Here is a 22,122-nt window from a genome sequence, read left to right on the forward strand (position 1 = left end):
CTGCTGCATAAAGTGCACAGTCATGCCTTCAGACAGCCCTGTTCCGCCGGGCTTTGCATCCAAACGGCACCGTGAGCCTTAACCTATTCCGGGTCTTTCAGATAGGCTTTGAATTGCTCAGACATGTAGCTTTTAAACGTGTCGCCGTCTTTGGTGATGAGGTACACCGCCAGATGTTGTTGCTCTGCCAGCGCCAGCGCTTTACGGGTCCCCAACACCATCAGGCCAGTATCCCAGCCGTCCGCTTCCAGCGCCGTCGGCGCAATCACTGTCGCCGATACCAGTTTGTGCGTGATCGGCGAACCGGTCGCCGGATCAATGATGTGCGAGAGACGTTTGCCATTGAGTTCGTAATAATTACGATAACTGCCGGAGGTGCTGATCCCCATGCCCTGTAAATCAACAATCGCCTGTACCGCCGTTTCTTTATCAGTTGGTTTCTGAATTGCCACCTGCCAGGGTTTGCCCTGCGCGTTATGCCCGCGGGAAACCACCGCGCCACCAACTGACACCAGATAATTGCTGATGCCGTTACCTTCTATTAAACGTGCCAGATGATCAGTCGCGTAGCCTTCGCCCACGGTCGAGAGATCAACATACATACCGGCTAAATCTTTTTGAAGGTACTGTCCGTCCCTTTGCTGGATCACTTTAAGATGCTGTAAACCGGTGCGGGCGCGGGCGGCATCGATTTGTTCCGGCGTCGGGATTTTTACCGGTTGTTTGTCCGGCCCGAATCCCCACAGATTCACCAGCGGGCCGACAGTGATATCCATCGCGCCGCCAGTGAGCCGGCCAATACGGAGGGAGGTGACAACCGCATCCGCCATCCCCTGACTGACGGGCTGCGGCACGTTGCCCTGATATTGATTAAAACGCGACAGTACAGAATCATCTTTGTAAGTCGACAACTGGTGATCATCTTCCTTGAGCTGCATTTCAATTTGTTCACGCAGCGCCGGTTCCCGGTTTTTATCCACGCCAGCCAGACTGACACGGTAAAACGTACCCATCGTTTTGCCCTCAATCACCAGTGGCTCAGGAACATTGCGATCGCAGGCAGATAAAAGGCTGACGCCGCACAACACAAGTGTACAGCGCAGATAAACCGGTTTTAAGAACATGGATATAACTCGATTAGGTGCCCGTCACCGGGCATGAAAAGTATCAGGACAGTAAAGGGTAATGCTTAAACCACGACACAACGGACACCCCGATGACCGGTCGCGCCATAAAAACTATCGGCTGCGTTTTGCATGGCGCTCCCAGTTCTCCTGTTTTGCCTGCGCGGTTTTCTTCAACGCGACATAACAGGCACCGGCTCCGCCGTCTTTCTGAACAGCAACGCAAAACACCTGCACGTCGTCGAGCTGCTGCAGCCATTTGGCAATATAACTGCGTACAATATTTGCATGGCTTTCATCTTCCCGACCACGCCCGTGAATGATCAGCAAAGTGCGTAAATTTTCAGCCTGCGCCTGACAGAAAAAAGTGAAAAGTTCCTGACGGCACTGCTCTACTGGCTTGCGCAGCAGGTTCAGGCTGGCTTCCAGCGGATATTTCCCCTGCCGGAGTTTATCCAGCACTCCCTGTTGCACACCGTCGTGTTTGTATTCGAGAGGCTCATCGCAAGGCTGAATATTCAGAAAACCGGTAGTCAGCGGATTCTCACGCACTTCTGACACCGTATCTGCACTCACCTTATGCCCGGAAGCGGAGTTTTTGAGGTAGACCACCCGTTTATCCGACGCCAGTGGCTGTACACCTGCCATCTCCTGACTGAATAAATCATCATCTTCGCTCATCTGATTACCTCTTTTTCAGCGGTGGAACTGCACCAAATTATCGCCATAAACCCGCTGCGGGTAAAGCCGCATGCCAGTGGAACTGCGCCGGTAAAAATTCCGGAAATGGCCTGACAACCGTTAAAACTCATTTTTATATCTATACTTAGCTGCTGGGGAAGAAGTAAACCATTGAGCTTACGCTGACATTCCCTGCCCCAATTGAGGAGAAAAGATGCCTTACCTTGATGATCCCTTGATTATTTTCACTGACCTGGATGGCTCATTGCTTGACCATCATGATTACAGTTGGCAACCCGCGCAGCCCTGGCTGGATAAACTCTCGGCGGCACAGGTTCCGTTAATTTTGACGACCAGCAAAACGTCAGCCGAAGTGGCGGAATTGCAATCTGCCCTGAACCTGACACAACAGCCTTTTATTGCAGAAAATGGCGCAATCATTCACTTGCCGCCTGACTGGCGGGACGAAGCCGCCGTGCCATTTCACATTTCCGGCGCGGGTTATCCTGAGATCCGCCAGATTCTGGTGGCTCTGCGCCAGCGTTATGATTTCGAGTTTCGTGGCTTTGGTGATGTCACGGCCAGGCAGGTTGCCCTGTGGACCGGACTCACAGAGGAAGAGGCAGCACTGGCGATGCAGCGTGATGCATCTGAACCGCTGCTCTGGTTCGGTAATGATCTGGATTTCGCACGCCTGAAAAAATGTCTGATGCGCGAAGGCCTCTCACTGACACGCGGCGGGCGTTTCTGGCATGTGATGGGAACCGGTGCCGGTAAAGGTCAGGCGGTGCAATGGTTATCAGATCGCTATCAGCAAAAACGCGGTCAGCCGGTGATAAGCATGGGTCTGGGAGATGGTCCGAATGATTTATCAATGCTGGAAGCGGTGAATTATGCCGTGGTGATCAAAGGCCATCATGAGCATGAGATGCCGCTGCAGCGGGAGGATGTGGCACATATTTTCCGCACTGATGAGCCTGGCCCGCACGGCTGGAGTCAGGGGCTGAATAATTTTATTACCCTTCGTTGAGGGTAATAAGTAAAAAGCAAATGACTTTATTAATAGATTGTTTTCACATTGTTTAACGTTTTGTGTTTACACAGAAGACTTCCAATAATTTTATCTATTCTAAAATTGGAGCATACCGTATGAGCGATTTTTATCAGGATGGTGTCATTACTAATTTCCATAATCTGACAAACCGTAAAGTTGAAGAACTCGAATACGATTTGCAGGTGTTCTCCGGCCGCCGTTCGATGGGATTAATATTACCGTCATTATTTTCCGAACTGGAAGGCCCGGCGCTGAGCCGTATCGTTGATGAGCTGACGAAAGTCCCCTATCTGGAAGAAATCGTTATTGGATTAGATCGCGCTGACCGCGATCAATTTTTATTTGCCCGCGAATTTTTCTCCCGACTGCCACAACGTCACCGCATTTTATGGAATGACGGTCCGCGCCTGACAGCACTGGATGAAGAGCTGAAGAAAGAAAATCTTTCGCCCAATGAACCCGGTAAAGGTCGTAATGTCTGGTTTTGTGTGGGCTACACGCTGGCCTCACGCCGCACCTCTGTCGTCGGGCTGCATGATTGTGACATTGTCACTTATAGCCGTGAGATGCTGGCGCGTCTGATGTATCCGGTGGCGAATCCGAACTTCCACTACGATTTTTGCAAAGGCTATTATGCCCGTGTGGCAGACGGAAAATTCAACGGTCGTGTCGGCCGCCTGCTGGTCTTCCCGTTGCTGAAATCCCTGCAAATCGTTTACGGCCACTCTGATTTTCTTGAGTATCTGCGTACTTTCCGTTATCCGCTTTCCGGTGAATTCGCGATGCGCACGCATGTTCTGAACGATTTACGTATTCCGAGTGACTGGGGGCTGGAAATTGGCGTGTTGTCAGAATTGCATCGAAATACGGCGACCAAACGTATTTGCCAGGTGGATATCGCCGACAATTACGATCATAAGCACCAGCCGATGTCAGAAGAAGATGCGTCAAATGGTTTACAGCGCATGAGTATTGATATTACCAAAGCGCTGTACCGTAAGATGGCAATTCTGGGTGTCAATATTACCAGTGAGTCTTTCCGGATACTGAAAGCCACTTATTACCGGAATGCGCTGGATATGATTGACGGATTTGAAAATGATGCGCGTATGAACGGTTTGTCTTTTGACCGTCACAGCGAGGAATCGGCAGTAGAATTGTTCTCGGGTGCGATCATGGAAGCAGGTCAGGCTTTTGTGGATACACCGAGCGAAAAACCCTTTATCCCCAGCTGGAGCCGCGTGCAATCAGCCTTCCCTGATATGCTTGACCGCATTCATGAGGCGGTTGAAAAAGATAACGAAGGCGACGTGTAACACCGTTTCAAACGAATGACCACTGAACGTAAAAACGCTGCAATCGCAGCGTTTTTTATGGGTGAATCTCAGGGTTGTGTTATACGGCGTCTTTTTTTCCGGGGAAAAGTAAGCTGGCAATAATACCTAACGCCAGAACGCCCAGCACCACATAAAGGCTGGCTAATGTGCTGATTTCAATACCATGATGCCACAAGTGATTACTGGCGTTCAGCGCCAGTTTGGCGGCCACGAAGAACAGCAGGAAAATTACTGATTTCTCCAGATGCACCAGATATTTACGCAGCGCTTCCAGCACAAAATACATCGTACGCAGACCGAGAACGGCAAACATCATTGCGGAATACACAATCAGGGGTTCACGACTGACAGCGATCACCGCGGGCACGCTGTCAAAGGCAAACATCAGATCAGAAATTTCCACCACGGCGATGCACAGCAATAACGGCGTTGCATAGCGCATGCCCTTCTTCACGGTAAAACTGAATCCCTGATTTTCAGGCTTTGCCAGTTCAGCTTCTACCTGCTCACTGCTGACCAGAAAATGTGGCCCCACCAGTTTAGGAAATACCGGGAAGAAACGGCGCACCAGTCGGTTGGCAATATGATCAGAGTAATCATCAGTTTCCTCATCATCTTTCCCGGCGCGCATCATCAGAATAGCGGTCCAGAGAATAACCACCGCAAATACCATTTCTACCCAGGGCCCCAGTGCCAGCAAACTGGTACCAATCACCACGAAAATGCCGCGGAAAACAATCGCGCCAATCACCCCCCAGTAAAGAATGCGGTGACGATAGCCATCCGGTACTTTAAACCAGGCGAAAATGGCCATAATCACAAACAGGTTATCAATGGAAAGTACCTGTTCCAGAGCATAACCGGTGAGGAAAAGACTGGCGACTTCCTTCCCGTGGTGAATATATAAAAATCCGGCAAAACTCAGAGAAACAGCGATCCAGAATACGGTCCAGAGGGAGGCACTTATCAGGCCGATAGGCTTATGACTGCGGTGGGCAAAGATGTCGGTCAGCAATGCCGCAACGGCTACAACAATAAAAACGATCGTGGTTTCAAACGGAAACCCCAGAGAATCAGACTGCATTACACCTTTCCTAAAAGTAAACGAAAGCTAAACGAATTAAGGCATTGTAAGCGGTTGTGAGGTGAATGGGTATCAAAGTCGATCCGCCACGGCGTTTTATGCCATAATCCGGAGCGTTTTTTTGCTGCCAGGATTCAAAAAATCTGACCGATACCGCCCCCAGACGGATATTGAAGTTCACATTTCCTCTCTTAAATTGATTCATTCGACTTATTTTCTTAAATCTCAATATTCATTTGCTTAATAAATTGATCCCGCTTTTAAGCTCATTGATTCTCAATTAGCTTCAATTCTTCGTGCAGATCAAAATAATTAGAAAAAAAACCCGTTAAAAAACGGGGTTTTTTAACATTTCGCCCTTTTAGCACCTTACAGCCACTTATCACTCGCTGCAAAAGATGTTAAAATTGACCCATATCAATATTGCCAGAGTGACTCTTATGATCCCGGAAAAGCGTATTATTCGACGTATCCAGTCTGGTGGCTGTGCAATCCATTGTCAGGACTGTAGCATCAGCCAGCTTTGTATTCCTTTCACCCTGAACGAACATGAACTCGATCAGTTAGACAACATTATCGAAAGGAAAAAGCCGATCCAAAAAGGTCAGGCATTGTTTAAAGCCGGTGATGAACTGAAGTCTTTATATGCGATTCGTTCCGGCACCATTAAAAGTTACACCATCACTGAGCAAGGCGATGAGCAAATCACTGGCTTCCACCTCGCGGGCGATTTAGTGGGTTTTGATGCCATTGGTGGTTTACAGCATCCAAGTTTTGCACAAGCATTGGAAACGTCCATGGTTTGTGAAATTCCGTTTGAGACCCTCGACGATCTCTCAGGAAAAATGCCGAATCTGCGCCAGCAAATGATGCGTCTGATGAGCGGTGAGATTAAAGGCGACCAGGATATGATCCTGCTGTTGTCGAAGAAAAATGCGGAAGAAAGACTGGCTGCATTTATCTACAACCTCTCCCGCCGCTTTGCACAACGTGGTTTCTCACAGCGCGAATTCCGCCTGACCATGACCCGTGGCGACATCGGTAATTACCTCGGCCTGACCGTGGAAACCATCAGCCGTTTACTCGGCCGTTTCCAGAAATCAGAAATGTTGAGCGTAAAAGGTAAATATATCACCATTGAGAATCATGAAATGCTTTCTCAGTTAGCCGGTCAGTCGGCCCCGGTTTCTGCCTGATAATTGTGAATCGGATCTGCAAGCAATAATTTGTTGATCCGACTCAATTTCTCCTCTGTCCGATTGCTTAATCTTGGTTTACTCTGTACTTAATACACTGACCGCCGTTCTTTTACAGGTGTTAAGGAGTCCCCATGGCTAAGTATCAGAATTTACTGGTTGCTATAGACCCCAATCAGGATGACCAACCCGCACTGCGTCGTGCCGTTTATCTGGTGCAACGTAATGGCGGCCGTATTAAAGCCTTTCTGTCCATTTATGACTTCTCCTATGAGATGACCACTATGCTGTCGCCAGACGAACGGACCAGTATGCGACAAAGTGTGATCAGCGAACGGGAAGAATGGATTAAAGAACAGTGTCGGTATTATATCGAAGCGGGCATTCCCATTGATATCAAAGTTGTCTGGCATAACAAACCTTTCGAAGCCATTATTCAGGAAGTCGTTTCCTCACATCACGACTTGCTGTTAAAAATGGCCCATCAGCACGATCGCCTTGAGTCAGTTATTTTCACCCCGACAGACTGGAACTTGCTGCGTAAATGTCCGTGTCCGGTGTGGATGGTGAAAGACCAGCCGTGGCCGGAAGGTGGCAAAGCGGTTGTTGCCGTCAACCTTTCCAGCGAAGAGCCTTATCACGATCCGCTCAACATTAAGCTGGTGAAAGAAACAATTGAATTGGCGTCTCACGTTAACCAGACGGAAGTACATCTGGTGGGCGCTTATCCGGTTACCCCTATCAACATTGCTATCGAACTGCCCGATTTTGACCCGAGCGTGTATAACGATGCAATCCGCGGTCAGCATCTGATCGCGATGAAAGCGTTGCGTCAAAAATTCCAGCTGGATGAGAAGTTCACGCATGTGGAAAAAGGTCTGCCCGAAGAAGTCATTCCTGACCTTGCAGAGCATTTGCAGGCGGGTGTCGTTGTTCTCGGCGCTATTGGCCGCACCGGCCTTTCCGCTGCATTTTTAGGTAACACAACCGAGCAGGTGATCGACCATCTGAAATGCGATTTGCTGGCAATCAAACCGGATGATTTCGAATGCCCTATTACGCCCGATGACGAAGAAGATGAAGACGAATAAAATCTGATTCATGCATAAATAAAGGCCAGTCGACTGACTGGCCTTTTTCATTACTGAGGGTGATTACAATGCACGCAGAATTTTCTCTACGCTTTCTTTGGCATCACCAAACAGCATTTGGGTATTTTCTTTGAAGAACAGCGGGTTCTGCACACCGGCATAACCGGTATTCATTGAACGTTTAAATACGATCACGTTCTGCGCTTTCCATACTTCCAGCACTGGCATACCCGCGATCGGACTGCGCGGATCTTCCTGTGCAGCCGGGTTCACGGTGTCATTGGCCCCGATAACCAGCACAACGTCGGTATCGCTGAAATCATCATTGATCTCATCCATTTCCAGCACGATGTCATACGGCACTTTTGCTTCGGCCAGCAATACGTTCATATGTCCCGGCAGTCGTCCTGCAACAGGGTGAATACCGAAACGCACCTTGATACCTTTTGCCCGTAATTTCGCGGTGATGTCATGTACCGGATACTGTGCCTGAGCAACTGCCATTCCGTAGCCAGGAGTAATGATCACTGAACTGGCGTTTTTGAGCATGTCAGCCACTTCTTCCGCGCTGGCTTCGTGATATTCACCCATCTCTTCAGCATCACCGGTAGAAGAACCATCAGTACCGAAACCGCCTGCAATCACGCTAATGAATGAACGGTTCATGGCTTTACACATGATATAGGAAAGGATTGCACCGGAAGACCCCACCAGCGCACCGGTGACGATCAGCAAGTCGTTGCTGAGCATGAAACCCGCTGCAGCCGCAGCCCAACCGGAATAGGAGTTCAGCATGGAAACCACAACCGGCATATCAGCGCCGCCGATTGAGGACACCAGATGCCAGCCAAACGCCAGTGCGATCACGGTCATGATCAGTAATGCGAGAACCTGAAGTCCGATGCTTTCAGTGCGAACAAACATCACCATCAGCAGGAAGGAAACAACCAGCGCCGCCAGATTCAGTTTATGACGGTGTGGCAACGCCAGCGGTTTGGAAGAGATAATCCCCCGCAGTTTGCCAAACGCCACAATCGATCCGGTAAAGGTCACTGCGCCGATGAAGATACCGAGAAACACTTCGGTCAGATGGATATTTTCCATCACGCCTTCCATCGGCACTGCACCATGATCCAGATAGCTGTTAAAGCCTACCAAAACCGCGGCCAGACCCACAAAGCTGTGCAATATCGCCACCAGCTCAGGCATTTCGGTCATTTCGACTTTTCGTGCCAGATAAACACCAATCGCACCGCCTATCACCATAGCAACGATGATCCAGCCAACATTGCCGGAGTCTGGCCCGAGGATAGTCGCGATTAACGCGATTGCCATCCCGGTAACACCGAAAATATTACCCTGCTTCGATGTCTCATGTTTCGACAGCCCCGCAAGGCTGCAAATAAACAAAATGGCGGCAACAATATATGCTGCTGTTACTAAACCCCCAGACATATGTTACCCCTTAGTTCTTACGAAACATCTTCAGCATGCGCTGAGTGACGGTGAATCCGCCGAAAATATTGATACTGGCAATCAGAACCGCGACGAAGGACAGGAAACTCACCCAACCGCCGTGGCCAATTTGCAGTACGGCACCGACCACGATAATCCCTGAGATGGCGTTAGTGACCGACATCAGCGGAGTATGCAGCGCATGACTGACATTCCACACCACGTAATAACCGACCACGCATGACAACGCGAACACGGTAAAGTGGGAAAGGAACTCTTTCGGAGCCACATTCGCCAGCCAGCCAAACAATACAATCGCTACCGCCATAATGATGAATTTGGTCCACGGCGACGCCGGTTTGGCTTCAACTTTGGCAACCGGTTCTGCGGCTTTCGCAGCCTGAGGCTGAGCAGATACCTGAATCGGCGGTGCAGGCCAGGTGACTTCACCGGATCTGACCACGGTTACGCCGCGCACAACGGTATCCTCGAAATCAATCTCAATTTCACCGTTCTTTTCTTTGCACAGCAGCTTCAACAGGTTAACCAGGTTGGTGCCGTAAAGCTGGGAAGATTGCGTAGGCAGACGACTTGGCAAGTCGGTATAGCCGATAATCTTCACGCCGTTTTCAGTGGTGGTAATTTTGTCGGCGACGGTCAGTTCACAGTTACCCCCGGTCTGAGCAGCCAGATCGACGATCACACTGCCCGGCTTCATGGATGCGACCATCTCCTGGGTAATGAGCTTCGGTGCCGGACGGCCAGGGATCAGCGCCGTCGTAACGATAATGTCCACTTCTTCGGCCTGCGCTGCAAACAGCGCCATTTCCGCTTTAATGAACGCTTCGGACATCACTTTGGCATAACCGTCACCGCTGCCCGCTTCTTCCTCGAAATCCAGCTCGAGGAATTCAGCTCCCATACTCTGGACTTGCTCTTTCACTTCAGGGCGGGTATCGAACGCACGGACGATAGCACCGAGGCTACCTGCCGCACCAATAGCAGCCAGACCGGCCACACCGGCGCCGATAATCATCACTTTTGCCGGAGGTACTTTACCCGCAGCGGTGATTTGCCCGGTAAAGAAACGGCCAAATTCGTGTGCCGCTTCAACGATCGCACGATAACCGGCGATGTTAGCCATGGAACTCAGGGCATCGAGGGATTGCGCACGGGAAATTCGTGGCACGGAATCCATAGCCATTGCGGTCACCTGGCGGTCGGCCAGTTTTTGGATCAGCTCAGGGTTTTGCGCAGGCCAGATAAAGCTGACTAACGTGGTGCCTGCCTGTAATTTATCGATTTCATCGTTTTCAGGCGCATTCACCTTCAACACGATATCGGATTGCCATACATCATCGCCACTGACGACCGTCGCTCCCGCTTGTTCATACGCAGAGTCTTCAAAGCTGGCTAACTTACCGGCCCCCTGTTCGATAGCGACCGTAAAGCCAAGCTTCAGCAACTGTTCCACCGTTTTCGGTGTAGCTGCGACCCTGGCTTCATTGGTCAACCGCTCTCTTGGTACACCAATACGCATAATTTATTCCCTTCACCCTTTTCATTGATGATTTTGTCATCGACATAACAAATCACGTACAAGCCTGTCGGTTAATAGCCGTCACCGAATTTTATTTTTTCAGGCTGCTTATAACCTACTGAATATCTAATCAATAATCTACGTATCACAGTGATAGACAGGTAATTAATAATAAAAAAATTGATATAGTCCGCAAACCTGCTGCAAACCTTGAGAACCAAGCCTTTAATCCACCTTATAACGCGCATAACGCCGGATCAATCACTCAGCTCCCCCTTCCTTAACCCGCTCATGGTGGGCATAGAAGTTAGAAAATAGTGAATAATTAACATTTATTTCACTACCTGGATTATTCAACAAACTTATATACGTTATGTGTAGTGAAAAAAGTAATGTGATATGTCGTACGTGCTCGCATTATTGCCATAAATTGCTGAGACACTCGGCATTGTTACATGCAATAATCGGCCGCTAACCTGTTACACATCAAAAATTCAGCACGTTTCAACATTACTGCGCAAGGTGAAAGGATTTTTATGAAGCTGACAAAAACGATCATCGCATCGGCCCTGTTTTCTGTTTCTGCGCTGTCTGCTGCACATGCCGCGCAGGAAATTAGCCCGCAGAAAGCAGCAGCCATCAAGCCTTTTGATCGCATTGTTATTACCGGGCGGTTCAACACGCTGGGCGACGCCGCTGACGCCGTTTCCCGCCGTGCCGATACGCTGGGTGCAGATTATTTTTATATTCAGGATACCAACAGCACTAACAATAGCGGCAACTGGCGCGTAGTTGCAGACATCTATAAAAAAGATGCGCCAGAAATCAGCAAAGATCCGCACTATCGTGTTATCAACGGGGTGGTTGAATTGCCTAAAGACGTTGCTTACGGCCTCGAACCTTTCGATACCGTCACAGTTAACGGTTTCTACCGCAGCCAGCCAGACGTCAACGATGCCATTACGAAAGCAGCGAAAGAAAAAGGGGCATATTCCTTCTTCATCGTTCGCCAGATTGATGCCAACAGCGGCGGCAATCAGTACATTACTGCATTTATTTACAAGAAAGATGCGCAAAAGCGTGTTGTCCAGTCTCCGGATGCTATCCCTGCTGATTCTGAAGCCGGTAAAGCAGCACTGGCAGCGGGCGGTGCAGCAGCAGCCAGGGTTGAGATCCCCGGCGTGGCTTCCTCTGGTAGCCCAAGCCGTGATGTCGGCCGTTTCTTTGAGACACAATCCTCAACCGGTCAGCGCTACACGGTGACTGCTACTAACGGTGCTAAGATTCAGGAAGTGAATGACGTGACCGCCGCTCAGATGGTTCCGTTTGATTCCACCACTTTCACCGGCCACTTCAACAGCACCACGGATGTTTCGCAAGAAGTCGCGAATCGTGCAGCGGCCAAAGGCGCCAAGTTCTACCACATTACCCGCCAGTGGCAGAACAAAAGCGGCGGCAACCTGACTGTGAGCGCAGACTTCTTCAAATAAGTCTGAATAACAGCAGCAAAAAGGCAGCCCCGGTGGCTGCCTTTTCTTTTTTTACCGCGAGAACCTTTCTGGTCAGATTAGCTTCCCCAGGTACGCTCCAGCACGTTCACCCAGTTTTTATAGCAGATTTTTTCCAGCAGTTCCTTGCCGTAGCCCGCTTTGCGCAACGCTTCAACCAGCACCGGTAACCCGCGCACATCTTTTAAAAACGGCGCCATTGAAGCTCCGTCAAAGTCCGATCCCAATCCGACCCCGTCCTCACCCAGGTGTTCAAGCAGATAATCCACGTGACGCACCATGATATCGGTGCCGGTATCATCGCTGCGCTTGCCATCTTCGCGCAGGAATGGCACCGCAAAGTTCAGCCCGACGAACCCCTGGCTTTCTCTGATTGCTCCCAGTTGTTGATCGGTCAGGTTACGTGACTGCGGGCAGATGCTGAATGCATTGGAATGGCTCGCCACCAGCGGCGCATCACTTAACTCAGCCACCTGCCAGAACCCTTTTTCGTTGAGATGAGAGAGATCAATCATGATGCGTTTCTGGTTACAGGCTTTCACCAGACGCACCCCCGCCTCCGTCAGCCCCGGCCCGGTATCCGGTGAGGTTTGATATTTAAACGGGACACCCTCACCGAAAATGTTAGGCCGGCTCCATACCGGCCCCAGAGAACGCAACCCCATGCTGTAAAGCACATCGAGATTATACAACTCCTCATCAATCGCCTCAGCGCCCTCAATATGCATAACCACTGCTAATGCATGATTATCCATTGACTGTCTGATCTCCTGCGCAGTGCGGCAAATTTTCACCTTCCCCTGCGACTGCGCTTCGATTCTCAGCAGGAATGCCATCATGCCAAATGTGACATCACGTGCAAAATCGAAAGAAGGTGTCGGGGAAAAATCAGGATGTTTTTGAGTACCTTCCGGCAGAAAACGCGTATCCACTGAACGATCCGGCACGCTATTTGCTAGATCAACATCAGGAGTCGGCACCCAGGCAGCGAAAAGCCCGCCAGCAAAGCCTGCTTCACGACAGCGCGGCAGGTCCAGTTGCCCGCTGGCGGGTCCCTGAAGGAATGCACGCTCAGGATCCTGGCGATGTGCTGTCCAAAGCTGCAGCAACACATCGTTATGTCCATCAAAAACCGGCATTAATTCTTCAGTTCCGTGCGCTACGTTATTCATAAAAAGCTCTACCTTTGATTAAGCATGACTAAGACAACGGAGATTTGTTCGTGCGGGGTGCAGTAAGACCGTCATGCTGCACCAGCGTTGAACAAAGACAGTACGCTTCAAATGCGTTTTCGATATGAGATGTCGACGACGTGTTTTTCATTTAAGCCCGTTGCCCGGAATTAAGTCAAGGGTAAGGCACTGTAATTTTTAATTTTACTTTTATATATCAATCTCATGGGAGTAGTTATGGTTACCAGGCGTCAATTTGTTACCGGTTTTTCCGCAATACCTGTGCTGTCCTACCTGAAGTTTGATGCCGTGTTTGCTGCCACTCCGGCATCAATACTGGTCATGGCCATTCAGCTCGACATCGTTACCAGCCTTGATCCGCATGAAAGCTTCGAATCCGTGGGCAGTGAAATTACCGGCAATATGTATCAGCAACTGGTGAAACCTAAACTGGCGTCCCCTGATGAAATCGAAGGTGATCTGGCTGTTTCATGGGCCGCTTCTGACGACAAAAAAACCTTTACCTTCAAACTGGATCCGAAAGCCAAATGGGCCGATGGCAAACCGGTCACCGCAGAAGACGCCGCTTTCTCCCTGCAACGCGTGGTAAAACTTGATAAGAGCCCGGCCTATATTATTAACCAGTTTGGTTACACCAAAGATAACGTCGAAAGCCTGATCACCGCCCCTGACGCCGAAACGCTGGTGATTAAAACCGCTGAACCGGCATCTGAATCCTTCCTGCTCTATTGCCTGACCGCCAACGTCGGCAGCATCGTGCAAAAATCTGCCTGTCTGGCGAATCAGGTTGGAGATGATCTGGGTAACGGATGGCTGAAGAAAAACAGTGCCGGTTCAGGTGCGTTCAAACTGCGCGACTGGAAAGTCAGCGAATCTGTGATTCTGGAAAGCAACAAAAACAACCCGCACGCGGGCAAGATCCAGCGCATTATTATGCGTCATATCATTGACCCTTCCGCACAGTTACTGATGCTGCAAAAAGGCGATGTGGATATCGCCCGGAACCTCACCACTGAACAGTTACGTCCACTGATCAACGACAAAAACTTCACGCTGGTACAAAAAGGTATCGCCGGTACCTTTATGCTGTCTGCCAATACCGCACATCCGAATCTGGCTAAACCGCAGGTCTGGCAGGCGATCAAATGGGCCATCGATTATGAGAATATCCAGCAGCATATCGTGCCGCTGACGCATAAAATCCATCAGAGCTTCCTGCCGGAAGGTTTCCCGGCGGCAGTGAATACCATCATGTACAAACGTGATGTGGCTAAAGCCAAAGCGTTGCTGGCCGAAGCCGGTTTCCCTAACGGTTTTGAAATTACATTAGATCACTACTCCGCCTCCCCCTCTTCTGACATTGTGCAGGCATTGCAGTCAAACCTCGCGGAAGTCGGGATTAAAGTCACGCTGCTGGCAGCGGAAAGTCGTCAGGTCCTGACCAAAATGCGTGCGCGTCAGCAACAACTGGCGATGACCCAATGGGGCGCGGACTACTTTGACCCTAACTCTAACGCCGAAGCCTTCTGCAGCAATCCCGATAATACCGACAAAGCCAAGAGTCGCACACTGGCATGGCGCTGCAGCTGGCAGGATAAAGAAATTTCAGATCTCAGCACCAAAGCGCTGAAAGAATCGGATCCGGCCACCCGCATCAAGCTGTATGAAGAATTGCAGACCAGACATATGGAAAACAGCCCGTTTGCCATCATGCTGCAACCGACCATGACCGCCGCCTGCCGCAACGTGATTTCCGGCGTGGTATTAACTGTAATGAGCACCAGCCCCTACGAGAAGGTTGTTAAAGCGTGAGCAAGAGACTCAAAGGATTTCTGAGTACCTGCATCAGCGTTTGTCTTACTTTGTTTGGTCTGTCGGTAGTGACTTTTTTCATTGGTCGCGTCATGCCGACGGACCCGGTTCTGGCTGCGGTTGGCGATAACGCCCCGCAGGCAGTCGTCGAACGGGTTCGTCATGAAATGGGGCTGGATCAGCCCCTCTGGTTGCAGTTTTTCCATTATCTCAGTCAGGTATTCCACGGTGATTTAGGGCGCTCCGCCCTGACCTCCAATCTGGTCACTACGGACATCGCCCGGTTTTTCCCCGCCACGCTGGAGCTGGCCACAGCGGCGATCATTATCGCCGCCATTGTCGGTATTCCGCTGGGTGTCTGGGCCGCTACCCGTCAGGGAAGCTGGATTGATCAGACTATCCGCGTGGTCTGTCTGGCCGGTCACTCGCTGCCGGTTTTCGTGCTGGCCCTGCTCAGCCTGCTGATTTTCTACTCCGCGCTGGGTATCGCGCCGGGACCGGGGCGCCAGGACATCATCTATCAGGATATGATCCCACAGGTGACCGGTTTACTGACGGTTGATTCCCTGCTGGCGGGTGATATGGGCGCATTTTGGGACGCGCTCGCTCATATGGTGCAGCCGGTTCTGATCCTCGCGTATTTCAGCATGGCCTACATTACCCGCATGACCCGCACTTTTATGCTCAACGCGTTGGGCGGCGAATACGTGATCACCGCCCGCGCCAAAGGCCTCCCGGCGCGACGGGTTATCTGGAAACATGCATTCCCCACCGTCGGCGTACAACTGATCACCGTGCTGGCCCTGACGTACGCAGGTTTGCTGGAAGGTGCCGTGGTCACAGAAAACGTCTTCTCCTGGCCGGGTCTTGGACAATATCTCACCGTGTCGCTGATGAACGCGGATATGAATCCGGTGATCGGCTCAACGTTGCTGATTGGCGCGATTTATGTGCTGCTCAACCTGCTGGCTGACCTTCTCTACCGACTATTGGATCCCCGCGTAAAATGAGCACTCTTCCTGTCACACCTCAACCCCGCGCGGGCAGCCGCGCCTGGCTGCTGGCGGATACGCCGCACACCCGTACGCAAGCCGTCTGGGGCCGCCGTTACCGTATCTGGCTTGGCCTGCGTAAAAATCCTCTGGCAGTCACCGGCCTGTTCACCGTACTGCTTGTCTTGCTGGTTTCCCTCTGCGCCCCCTGGCTGACCAGTTATGACCCAGGTGTACAAGACCTGGCGCACCGTCTGGCGAAACCCTCTTCCCTGCACTGGCTGGGCACCGATGAACTGGGCCGCGACACCCTGAGCCGCATTCTTTATGGTGGCCGGATTACGCTCGGTATGGTGATCGTGGTAGTCGCGATCGTCGCCCCGTTAGGCTTGCTGATCGGTTGCGTGGCGGGTTATGCCGGCGGTTTACTCGATCGCATCCTGATGCGCATCACCGACATCTTTCTGGCCTTCCCGCGCCTGATTCTGGCACTGGCCTTTGTAGCTGCGCTGAAACCCGGTATCGAAAGCGCCATTCTGGCTATCGCCCTCACGGCCTGGCCACCGTATGCCCGCCTTGCGCGCGCGGAAACCATGCAGGTGCGCGGCACGGATTACATTGCCGCCTGCCGTCTGACCGGTGCGACACCAGCCCGCATCGTGCTGCACCATATTATGCCGCTGTGTGTGCCGAGCCTGGTAGTGCGTATCACACTCGACATGAGTTCGATCATTATCACTGCCGCCAGTCTGGGCTTTTTAGGCATGGGCGCTCAGCCGCCATCACCGGAATGGGGCGCGATGATAGCCACTGCCCGCCGGTTCCTGTTCAGTGAATGGTGGGTACCGTTAATTCCGGCCATAGCCATTTTTGTGACCTCTCTGGCGTTTAACTTCCTCGGCGACGGGCTGCGTGACGTTCTCGATCCTAAGGAGCAATGATGCTGGTTGATATTAAAGACTTGCATATTACATTTCAGACCAACAGCGGCAGTTTCGACGCCGTTCGCGGCGTATCGCTGTCATTGGGCAAGGAGAAGTTTGGGATCGTGGGCGAAAGTGGCTCCGGTAAATCCCTGACAGCACGTTGCCTGATGAACCTTCTGCCTTCCGCTGCAAAGTGCCGCGCCGAAACGCTGTCTTTCGACGGCATCGATCTGCGCAATGCCAGCGAAAAGCAAATGCGTCAGATCCGCGGCAAGCGCGTGAGTTTCATTTTGCAGGATCCGAAGTATTCATTGAATCCGGTGATGCCGATTGGTAAACAGGTGGCAGAAGCCTGGCAAACACATAAAGGAGGCTCGAAAAAACAGGCGATGAATGCCGCCATAGAACTGCTCGATCAGGTGCGTATCCGTGATCCGCACAAAGTCGCGGGCCGTTATGCACATGAAGTCTCCGGCGGCATGGGCCAGCGCGTGATGATTGCCATGATGCTGGCACCGGATCCGGAGCTGATGATTGCCGATGAACCGACCAGCGCACTGGATGCCACCGTGCAGGCTGAGATTTTGCGTCTGCTGGATGACCTGGTGTCCGGTCGTGGTATGGGGCTGATTCTGATCAGCCATGATTTACCTCTGGTGTCGAAATTCTGCGACCGCGTGGCCGTCATGTACGCCGGGCGTATTGTCGAAACGTTACAGGCGGGTGATTTGCTCAAAGCACAACATCCTTACACGCGCGGACTGCTGGAATGTCTGCCGTCGCTCAAACATCCGCGGGACAGACTGCCGGTGCTGGTACGTGACGAAGCATGGAAAACCTCATGACAGTAGAATCCCCCCCTTTAGATAACAGCAAAATTATCCTCAATAACCTGCGCATCGCGTTCGGCGATACCGAGGTGGTGAAAGGCGTGAGTTTCAGTGTCGCACCCGGCGAATGTTTCGGCATCGTAGGAGAAAGCGGTTCGGGCAAATCCACAATTTTGCGCGCGCTGGCCGGGTTAAATCAGGCATGGTCCGGTGGGATGACCATTGGCGGCGAAGACCAGGTGCCGGTGCGTCAGAAACGCTTTTTCCGCCGCGTACAGATGGTATTTCAGGATCCGTACGGCTCGCTGCACCCGCGCCAGACCATTGACCGCATCCTCAGCGAACCGTTGATCGTGCACGGGTTTCTGAATATCGAAAAACGCATAACTGATGCGCTGGCTGAAGTCGGCCTGCCACAGGCGGTGCGTTTTCGCTTCCCGCATCAGCTTTCCGGCGGCCAACGCCAGCGGGTCGCTATCGCGCGGGCGATGATTTCAGAACCGGAAATTTTACTGCTCGATGAACCGACCTCGGCGCTGGATGTTTCAGTGCAGGCTGAGATCCTCAATCTGCTAAGCGACCTGCGTGAGCGCCGCAAACTGACTTATATTCTGGTCAGTCACAATCTGGCCGTCGTAACGCATCTTTGCACCAGCATTGGCGTGATGATTGGTGGTGAAATGGTCGAACTTCTGAGCGCGGACGATTTACGGATGGGCAACGTCAGCCATCCGCATACCGCTGAGTTGCGATCGTTAAGTCTCAGTTTAGAGGAACCCGAATAAACCTTCCTGCACGGAAGGTTTATGGATTTCACGGGCGGCCCACTTTTTCACTGAAAGATAGTCAGGAGACATTAATGACATCCACCGCACAGTCTGCATTACAGTGGCAGGCGGCTGAAGAAACAGCAAAGCGTATCACCCGGAACTGGGATAAACCCGGTGAACCGGGGGGTGCAATCACCCTTTTCGACAGTAAAGCTCTCCGTGGTTTCGCGACCGGCGGACTGGCAAATCTCAGCACCTCAATACCTTTTAGTATCGATTCTGTTGTCCGCTATGCCTCAGTCACGAAACATATTTTTTCCACCCTGGCTTTGCTGAAAAGCCATGCCGGTCTTTCGGCGAGTGATACCCTCGGCCAATATTTACCGCAACTGAAAGCGCCGATGTCTCGGGTCACTGTCGGGCAGGCGCTGGACATGACAGGCGGTTTGCCGGACGTGCGGGAAACCCTCTCTCTGCTGGGCATTTCGGTTTACAACGTCAGCGAAGCCGCTGCCATTATGGAATTTCTGGCGCAGGACGGCGCGCTGAACTTCAAGGCAGGTACTGAAATTTCCTACAGCAATACCGGTTACCGGCTGGTAGAAGAGATCCTCAAACAACAAGGCATTTTGTTTGAGGATCTGCTGCAAAAGCATATCGCGCAGCCGCTGGGGATCGCCTTTCATGCCCCGGAAACCTGGTTCGATATCGTCCCGGATCTGGTCCCCGGTTACTGGCAGGACACAACAGGCTGGAAAACAGCTGTCGCGGGTTTGCATTTGTCCGCATCCGGCAGCCTCACCGGCAGCCTGCGTTCGCTTTCAGTGTGGCTGCAAAGCCTGCTTTCACAAAGCGGACCCGGTGCGGGCGTACTGAAAACACTGACAGAACCACGCTATTTGCATGGCAATATTCCTTCCGCTTACGGACTGGGCATCACCTCGACACAAATCGGTGAACATAGGGTTTACGGCCACGGGGGTTCCCATGCCGGTTATAAAACCTATTTCCTGCTCCATCCTGAGCTTGACGCAGGCATTGCGCTGGTCTCTAACCGTGAAGACACCACGGCCTTTACCCACGCGCTGGACGTCATGTCGTCACTGTTAGCGACGCCGCTTCCGGCACGCAGTCATGCTTTGCCGGATGGCTTATATTCCAGCGCGGCTGAGCCTTACTGGTTGAAAGTGAGCAACGGCACTGCCAGTTATCTCGGTTCAGCGGATAATTTGTATCAGGGCGCGGATGTCGACGAAGCCATCACGCTTTCCGCGCATATGCCGATGCGTCTGCGCTGGAACGGCACCGCCATTCAGGGTGAGATCGGCCATGCACCACGTTATTTCACTCCCGTGGAACCCAACGATTGCCTGAAAATGGTACAGGGACGCTGGTATCATCCTCAATCGAAAGCCGCCTTTGATATTGAAGGCGATCAATTGCTTATCGGTGTCGGCACGTTACGCGCCAGTGGTCAGCTGACTTCGCTGGGTGCGGGACGCTTACTGGTGGAACTTCCTGACGGTCCGTGGAAGAAAAACTTCTGCCTGTATTTCCAGGGCTACACGGTAAAACTCATCTCCAACCGTAGCCGTGTATTGAATTTCCGCCGTGATGAGTGCCGCAGCACCTGGCATCCGGGAACATAACTTCTGTACAATCATCCTGCAGAACGCCCCCGGAGCACGTCTGGTGGCGTTTTTTTCATGCCAAGCTTGATTTATGTCTGCGCGATGCGGACCTGAAAGGCGTAGGCTACTCTTTTTCCGGTGAAGGAGTACCGGGTTCATATCCATTTTTCTGTCAGGTGATTTACATCCTATGAATACTTCAGGAAGACGCCATATCAGGCCTTTCAGCGCACTGATAGACGCCTGTTTTCGTGAAAAATATACGCTTCAACGTTTACTCAACGATGCCATTGCCGGCGTTACTGTGGGGATCATCGCCATCCCGCTGGCAATGGCACTGGCAATTGCCAGCGGTGTACCGCCGCAATACGGGCTGTATACATCGGCCATTGCAGGGATTGTCATCGCTGTTTTCGGTGGCTCGCGCTTCAGTGTTTCGGGCCCGACGGCGGCGTTTGTTGTTATTCTTTACCCTGTGTCGCAACAGTTCGGCTTGTCCGGTTTATTGCTGGCTACGCTGATGTCAGGTTTCATGCTTCTTCTCATGGGGATGGCGCGTTTTGGCAGGCTGATTGAATACATCCCGCTGCCTGTCACCCTCGGCTTCACCTCCGGTATTGCGATCACCATCGGTACCATGCAGTTCAAAGATTTCTTTGGTCTGACGATGGCGACAGTGCCGGAACATTATCTGAGTAAAGTGGCGGCGCTGGTAATGGCGCTGCCCACGCTGGATATTGGCGATGCCGCCACAGGCATTGTGACTCTTGGTATATTAATCTTCTGGCCAAAACTGGGATTGCGTGTGCCCGGCCATCTTCCGGCTTTGCTGGCTGGTTGTGCGGTGATGGCAATTTTCATGCAGGCAGGACACCCGATTGCCACCATAGGTTCACGCTTTCATTTCCTGCTGCCTGACGGTTCGCAGGGCAACGGTATTCCGTCAATTCTGCCGCAGTTCACCCTGCCGTGGACACAAAACGGCGGCGGGGGTCTGAGCTGGACGCTGGTGCAGGCGCTGTTACCGGCAGCGTTCTCAATGGCGATGCTGGGCGCGATTGAATCACTGCTGTGCGCCGTCGTGCTTGATGGCATGACCGGCAAAAAACACCATTCGGATAATGAACTGATCGGTCAGGGTATCGGCAATATGATCAGCCCCTTTTTTGGCGGCATCACCGCCACAGCGGCAATTGCACGTTCTGCGGCTAACGTTCGCGCGGGTGCAACCTCTCCGGTTTCTGCCATTATTCACTCGCTGCTGGTGATCCTCGCGCTGCTCATTCTGGCACCCCTGCTTTCCTGGCTGCCGCTGGCGGCGATGGCGGCGCTGTTGCTGATGGTGGCATGGAATATGAGCGAAGCGCATAAAGTGGTGGATTTACTGCGCCGCGCGCCAAAAGACGACATTCTGGTGATGCTGACCTGTATGAGCCTGACGGTGCTGTTCGACATGGTGATCGCGATTACTGCGGGTATCGTGATGGCGTCGCTGCTGTTTATGCGCCGTATTGCCAAACTCACCCGCCTGACCGAAGTCCTGTCCGAAACTCCCGAAGATGCGCTGGTTCTGCGGATCAATGGCCCGCTGTTCTTTGCTGCGGCGGAACGTATCTTCAGTGAATTGCAGGTACGCAGTGAAGGTAAGAAAGTGATCGTTCTGGTGTGGGATCGTGTGGCCGTGCTCGATGCCGGTGGCGTCAGTGCATTACGCCATTTCATCAATACCCTGCCGCCGGGCACGGAACTGAGAATCGCAGAGATTCCTTTCCAGCCGCTGAAAACACTCGCCCGCGCGAGAATGCAACCGGTTGAAGGCAAGCTAAGTTTCCACAGCTCCTTACAGGATGCGTTATAGCTCTGCGCGGTAAACGACAAAGGCGACCGGAGGTCGCCTT

At 51.9% G+C, this 22,122-nt stretch carries 18 protein-coding genes; 12 read left to right on the forward strand and 6 right to left on the reverse strand.

The features are described from left to right. Positions 1 to 83 precede the first annotated feature (83 nt). Both apbE and smrA read right to left on the reverse strand, forming a co-directional pair. Entirely contained in the window at positions 84 to 1,124 is a 1,041-nt protein-coding gene (gene apbE, locus ETV65_RS01950; protein WP_129951322.1) for an FAD:protein FMN transferase ApbE, read from the reverse strand. A 114-nt stretch (positions 1,125 to 1,238) separates the two neighbouring features. Continuing rightward, entirely contained in the window at positions 1,239 to 1,805 is a 567-nt protein-coding gene (smrA, locus tag ETV65_RS01955; protein ID WP_129951323.1) for a DNA endonuclease SmrA, read from the reverse strand. 214 nt (positions 1,806 to 2,019) lie between these two features. On the opposite strand from smrA, the gene ETV65_RS01960 reads away from it, so the two are divergent. Both ETV65_RS01960 and ETV65_RS01965 read left to right on the forward strand, forming a co-directional pair. Continuing rightward, positions 2,020 to 2,835, forward strand: a complete 816-nt coding sequence (locus tag ETV65_RS01960; RefSeq protein ID WP_129951324.1) for a mannosyl-3-phosphoglycerate phosphatase-related protein — start codon at positions 2,020 to 2,022, stop codon at positions 2,833 to 2,835. A 119-nt stretch (positions 2,836 to 2,954) separates the two neighbouring features. Beyond that, positions 2,955 to 4,175 (forward strand): glycosyl transferase, encoded by a 1,221-nt coding sequence (locus ETV65_RS01965; RefSeq protein WP_129951325.1) that lies wholly within the window; start codon positions 2,955 to 2,957, stop codon positions 4,173 to 4,175. 79 nt (positions 4,176 to 4,254) lie between these two features. Here the strand turns inward: ETV65_RS01965 and ETV65_RS01970 are convergent, their stop codons facing one another. Continuing rightward, positions 4,255 to 5,280 carry a TerC/Alx family metal homeostasis membrane protein gene (locus ETV65_RS01970; RefSeq protein ID WP_129951326.1) on the reverse strand — a complete coding sequence of 342 codons (1,026 nt, stop codon included), beginning with the start codon at positions 5,278 to 5,280 and terminating at the stop codon, positions 4,255 to 4,257. A gap of 440 nt (positions 5,281 to 5,720) precedes the next feature. Between ETV65_RS01970 and ETV65_RS01975 the strand changes: the two genes are divergently transcribed. Together ETV65_RS01975 and uspE are read left to right on the forward strand one after the other, a co-directional pair. Beyond that, positions 5,721 to 6,476, forward strand: a complete 756-nt coding sequence (locus tag ETV65_RS01975; protein ID WP_013575564.1) for an FNR family transcription factor — start codon at positions 5,721 to 5,723, stop codon at positions 6,474 to 6,476. Between the two features lie 134 nt (positions 6,477 to 6,610). Next, positions 6,611 to 7,567, forward strand: a complete 957-nt coding sequence (gene uspE, locus ETV65_RS01980; RefSeq protein ID WP_129951327.1) for a universal stress protein UspE — start codon at positions 6,611 to 6,613, stop codon at positions 7,565 to 7,567. 63 nt (positions 7,568 to 7,630) lie between these two features. On the opposite strand, the gene pntB is transcribed toward uspE, so the two are convergent. Together pntB and pntA are read right to left on the reverse strand one after the other, a co-directional pair. Beyond that, positions 7,631 to 9,022: a Re/Si-specific NAD(P)(+) transhydrogenase subunit beta gene (pntB, locus tag ETV65_RS01985; RefSeq protein ID WP_129951328.1), complete on the reverse strand. Its 1,392-nt coding sequence runs from the start codon at positions 9,020 to 9,022 to the stop codon at positions 7,631 to 7,633. Between the two features lie 10 nt (positions 9,023 to 9,032). Further along, complete coding sequence (gene pntA / locus ETV65_RS01990; protein ID WP_129951329.1) at positions 9,033 to 10,562, reverse strand: Re/Si-specific NAD(P)(+) transhydrogenase subunit alpha; 1,530 nt, start codon at positions 10,560 to 10,562, stop codon at positions 9,033 to 9,035. 536 nt (positions 10,563 to 11,098) lie between these two features. Here pntA and ydgH point away from each other — a divergent pair. Beyond that, entirely contained in the window at positions 11,099 to 12,052 is a 954-nt protein-coding gene (ydgH, locus tag ETV65_RS01995; RefSeq protein ID WP_129951330.1) for a DUF1471 family protein YdgH, read from the forward strand. A 77-nt stretch (positions 12,053 to 12,129) separates the two neighbouring features. Here ydgH and ETV65_RS02000 read toward each other — a convergent pair whose 3' ends face one another. Then, complete coding sequence (locus tag ETV65_RS02000) at positions 12,130 to 13,242, reverse strand: dipeptidase (protein WP_129951331.1); 1,113 nt, start codon at positions 13,240 to 13,242, stop codon at positions 12,130 to 12,132. 237 nt (positions 13,243 to 13,479) lie between these two features. Here ETV65_RS02000 and ETV65_RS02005 point away from each other — a divergent pair, with 237 nt between their 5' ends. The 7 genes from ETV65_RS02005 (at position 13,480) to dauA (ending at position 22,082) form a co-directional block, all read left to right on the forward strand. Continuing rightward, a complete protein-coding gene (locus ETV65_RS02005; protein ID WP_129951332.1) occupies positions 13,480 to 15,075 on the forward strand; it encodes an ABC transporter substrate-binding protein in 1,596 nt (531 codons plus the stop codon). Then, positions 15,072 to 16,085 (forward strand): ABC transporter permease, encoded by a 1,014-nt coding sequence (locus ETV65_RS02010; protein WP_129951333.1) that lies wholly within the window; start codon positions 15,072 to 15,074, stop codon positions 16,083 to 16,085. The genes ETV65_RS02005 and ETV65_RS02010 overlap by 4 nt, the downstream gene beginning before the upstream one ends. Further along, the gene (locus ETV65_RS02015; protein WP_129951334.1) at positions 16,082 to 17,008 is read left to right on the forward strand and encodes an ABC transporter permease; all 927 of its coding nucleotides are present in this window, start codon (positions 16,082 to 16,084) and stop codon (positions 17,006 to 17,008) included. The genes ETV65_RS02010 and ETV65_RS02015 overlap by 4 nt, the downstream gene beginning before the upstream one ends. Beyond that, the gene (locus tag ETV65_RS02020; RefSeq protein ID WP_129952114.1) at positions 17,008 to 17,838 is read left to right on the forward strand and encodes an ABC transporter ATP-binding protein; all 831 of its coding nucleotides are present in this window, start codon (positions 17,008 to 17,010) and stop codon (positions 17,836 to 17,838) included. The genes ETV65_RS02015 and ETV65_RS02020 overlap by 1 nt, the downstream gene beginning before the upstream one ends. Next, a complete protein-coding gene (locus ETV65_RS02025) occupies positions 17,835 to 18,608 on the forward strand; it encodes an ABC transporter ATP-binding protein (RefSeq protein ID WP_129951335.1) in 774 nt (257 codons plus the stop codon). The genes ETV65_RS02020 and ETV65_RS02025 overlap by 4 nt, the downstream gene beginning before the upstream one ends. A 74-nt stretch (positions 18,609 to 18,682) precedes the next feature. Beyond that, positions 18,683 to 20,242 (forward strand): serine hydrolase domain-containing protein, encoded by a 1,560-nt coding sequence (locus ETV65_RS02030; protein WP_129951336.1) that lies wholly within the window; start codon positions 18,683 to 18,685, stop codon positions 20,240 to 20,242. Between the two features lie 172 nt (positions 20,243 to 20,414). Then, entirely contained in the window at positions 20,415 to 22,082 is a 1,668-nt protein-coding gene (gene dauA / locus ETV65_RS02035; protein WP_129951337.1) for a C4-dicarboxylic acid transporter DauA, read from the forward strand. Positions 22,083 to 22,122 lie beyond the last annotated feature (40 nt).

The sequence above is a fragment of the Rahnella sp. RFA10(1/100) genome (genome assembly GCF_004195115.1).
Lineage (GTDB): Bacteria > Pseudomonadota > Gammaproteobacteria > Enterobacterales > Enterobacteriaceae > Rahnella > Rahnella perminowiae.